At 69.5% G+C, this 3,435-nt stretch carries 3 protein-coding genes; 2 read left to right on the forward strand and 1 reads right to left on the reverse strand.

The genetic code is table 11. The features are described from left to right. Positions 1-72: 72 nt before the first annotated feature. A complete protein-coding gene (locus tag CH341_RS29685; protein ID WP_170149864.1) occupies positions 73-996 on the reverse strand; it encodes a TRAP transporter substrate-binding protein in 924 nt (307 codons plus the stop codon). Between the two features lie 239 nt (positions 997-1,235). On the opposite strand from CH341_RS29685, the gene CH341_RS29690 reads away from it, so the two are divergent. Together CH341_RS29690 and CH341_RS29695 are read left to right on the forward strand one after the other, a co-directional pair. Beyond that, positions 1,236-2,225: a tripartite tricarboxylate transporter substrate-binding protein gene (locus CH341_RS29690; protein WP_245431314.1), complete on the forward strand. Its 990-nt coding sequence runs from the start codon at positions 1,236-1,238 to the stop codon at positions 2,223-2,225. 36 nt (positions 2,226-2,261) lie between these two features. Next, positions 2,262-3,221 carry an NAD(P)-dependent oxidoreductase gene (locus CH341_RS29695; RefSeq protein ID WP_111422989.1) on the forward strand — a complete coding sequence of 320 codons (960 nt, stop codon included), beginning with the start codon at positions 2,262-2,264 and terminating at the stop codon, positions 3,219-3,221. Positions 3,222-3,435: the final 214 nt, after the last annotated feature.

Consider the following 3,435-nt stretch of genomic DNA (forward strand, 5'->3'; position numbering starts at 1 on the left):
GGCTGCCGCCCGCGCCCGGAATGACGACGTCTGCACAGCCCCGCTTGCGCGCGCGGGCGGCGGCTCGCCGCGTCAGCGGCCGACCAGCCGCATCGCCTCGGCACCGTAGGTGTCGCGCGCATCGGCCAGCAAGGGTGCGACGGCATCGACGAAGGTGGCGTGCTCGGCGGCGGTCGGCGTGATCAGCTCGGCGCCGGACGACGCGATGGCCTTTCGCGCATCGTCGTCCTCCTCGCCGGTCATCACCCGCTGTGCCGCGACCGCCTCGGCGACGGCCTCGCGCATCTTCTGCTGAAGATCCGTCGGCCAGGCGTCGTACTGGGCGCGGCAGAAGAACACTGGCCGCGAGACGTAGAAGTGATTGGTGATCGTGTGGAACGGGTGAAACTCGTGCACCCGGTACGTCACCGTGTTGGCGAGCGGGTTCTCCTGCGCGTCGAGCGTCCCGGCCTTGATGCGCGCGATCGCCTCCGTCAGATCGAGTCGCAGCGGCGTCGCGCCCAGCAGCGCGAAGGTGCGGGCCTGCACCTCGCTCGGCAGAGTGCGGATGCTCATGCCGGCGAGGTCGGCGGCCGTGCGCACCGGGCGCAGCCGGTTCGAGATCTGCCGAAAGCCGTTCTCGAACCAGCCGAGGATGCGGTAGTCGACCTTCTCCTCGATCTTTTGGGCCAGCCACGCCCCCAGCGCGCCGTCCATGGCGCCGCGGGCCTCCTCGTTGCGTGAGAAGACGAAGGGCAGGTCGACCACGCCGAGCTCCGGCACGCGGTCCGTCAGATAGCTCGACGACTGGTAGCCGACGCTCAGCACGCCGGACTCGACCAGCCACAGGATGTCCTCGGCCTTGTAGCCGAGATCCATGATGTTCCAGACGTAGCGGACTTTCACGGCGTCGCCGAACCGCGCTTCGACGCGGTCGCCGATCAGCTTCAGCGCCTTGCTGAAGCAGGTGGAGGCGGGGCCGTAGCCGCCCATCCGGATCTCGATTGGTTTGCTCATGAGGACTTTCGGCAGGCTTGGTGTTTCCGGGCGCCGCTGTTGTCTGGTCGCGGCTTCCGCATGGTGCGCTGCGAGCTTAACGTCGCGCCCGGCCCGAGTCGAATGCCGCATCACCTGACGCGGTGCGACAAACGCGGCAGCCGGTGCGACGGCGCTTGTGTTTCGTGCGCTGCGGCGCCAGAGTTCCGGCTGCCTCAGTCGGCATACAAAGACTCGAACAAGAACAGTCGGGGAAACGGATGATGAGGGTTTGGCTGGCCGCGGCTTGCGCCGCGGCGGCGGTGGCGTCCGTCGCGCTGCCGGGTGCCGACGCATCGGCACAAGGATTTCCGTCGCGACCCGTGACCATGGTGGTGCCGCTCGGGCCGGGCGGCTCGACCGACGTGGTCGCCCGCGTGGTGGCCGAGGGCATGCGGGCGGCGCTCGGCCAGCCCGTCATCGTCGAGAACACCACCGGGGCCGGCGGCACGGTCGGGGTCGGCCGCGTCGCCCGCGCGGCGCCGGACGGCTACACGTTCGGCATCGGCCATTCCGGCACCAATGTCGTCAACGGCGCGATCTATCCGCTGCAATACGACCTGCTGGCCGATTTCGAGCCGATCGGGCTGATCGCCAGCCAGCCCTTCTTCATCGTCGCCCGCAAGACCATGCCGGCCGCCAATCTGGCCGAGCTGGTCAAATGGCTGAAGGACAGCGACGGCCGGGCGACCGAGGGCACCTCGGGCGTCGGCACGCCCAGCCACATCTCCGGCGTCCTGCTGCAGAACACGCTCGGGGTGAAGTGGACCATGGTGCCGTATCGCGGCGCTGGCCAGTCGATGCAGGATCTGATCGCCGGCAACACCGACATCCAGCTCGACACCCCGGCGACCTCCATGCCGCACATCCAGTCCGGCCTCATCAAGGTCTATGCCGTGACGGCCAAGGAGCGCCTCGCGGTCGCCCCCGACGTGCCGACCACCGACGAGGCCGGCCTGCCGGGCTTCTACTACTCGTTCTGGCACGGCCTGTGGGCGCCCAAGGGCACGCCCAAGGAGGCGGTGGCGAAGCTCAACGGCGCGCTGAAGACCGCGCTGGCCGACCCGACGACCCGCAAGAAGCTGGTCGAGCTGGCCCAGGTGATCTTCCCGCCCGAGCAGCAGACCCCGGAGGCGCTGCACGCCTTCCAGAAGGCCGAGATCGAGAAATGGTGGCCGATCATCAAGTCGGCCGGCATCAGGGTGGACTGAGCCGGACGATCGGGCTTTTCTCCAGCCTCGTCTCGAATGCAGCGGCGCGTCTCTCGGTCGGGCGCGCCGCACGCGCAGCAGCACGGATCATTTCGCATGCAGAACGACGACAGGCGGCTCGGGCTGATCGGCCTGGGCCTGATCGGCACGGCGTTGGCGCGGCGCCTGATCGCCGCCGGCTTCTCGGTCGACGGATACGACCCGGCCGCGGAGGCGCGGGAGCGGCTGGTCGGGAGCGGCGGCACGCCGGTCGGCTCGATCGCCGAGATCGCGAAAACCTGTCGGCGCGTCCTCGTCGCGGTGTTCGACACCGCCCAGGTCGAGGCCGTGACCGAAGGGTCGGACGGGCTGCTCGCCGTGCCGGAGGGCGAGCGCGCCACCCGGCAGGTGCTGAGCTTCTCGACCTGCGACCCGGACCGCATCGCGGCGCTGGCGGCGCGCCTGCAGGCGCGGGGGCTCGATCTGCTGGAGACGCCGCTGTCGGGGGCGAGCGACCAGGTCGCGCGCGGCGAGGCGGTCTGCCTGGTCGGCGGCGAGCGCGCCACCCTGGAGGCGTGCCGCGACATTCTCGATGTGGTCTGCGCCAAGAGCTTCTTCATGGGGGCGGCCGGCAACGGGGGAAAGGCCAAACTCGCCACCAATCTGGTGCTCGGCCTCAACCGCGCCGCCATCGCCGAGGGGCTCGTCTATGCCGAGCGGCTCGGCCTGCCGCTCGACCTGTTCTTCGACGAGCTGCGCCAGTCGGCGGCCTATTCGGCCGTCATGGACGTGAAGGGGCCGAAGATGATCGCGCGCGACTACCAGGCCTTCGGCAAGGTGTCGCAATCGGCCAAGGATTTTGCGCTGATCCTGCAGACTGCCGGGGCGACGGGCCAGGCGCTGCCCTTCGCCGAGACCTATGCGGCCATGATGGCCGACGCCGTCGCGGCCGGGCAGGGCGATCTCGACAACAGCGCCATCGTCGAGGCGGTACGCCGCCAGCGCCGCGCGACCTGAGGGGGGGGCAGAAAGCTCGACCAGCAGTCTCTAACCATCACCCTGAGGTGCCGCGCAGAGCGCGGCCTCGAAGGGCGCCGGCCCCGGCCGTGCATCCATCGAGGCTCGGCGTCGCCGAGCGCCTCAGAGCCTGACCGAAAATTGAGTGAGTGATTTCGGGGGGCTGTGATTCCGTCGGATTTGCGAGATTCGATGGAGAGCACGATGCCTTGGA

The sequence above is a fragment of the Rhodoplanes roseus genome (genome assembly GCF_003258865.1).
GTDB lineage: Bacteria > Pseudomonadota > Alphaproteobacteria > Rhizobiales > Xanthobacteraceae > Rhodoplanes > Rhodoplanes roseus.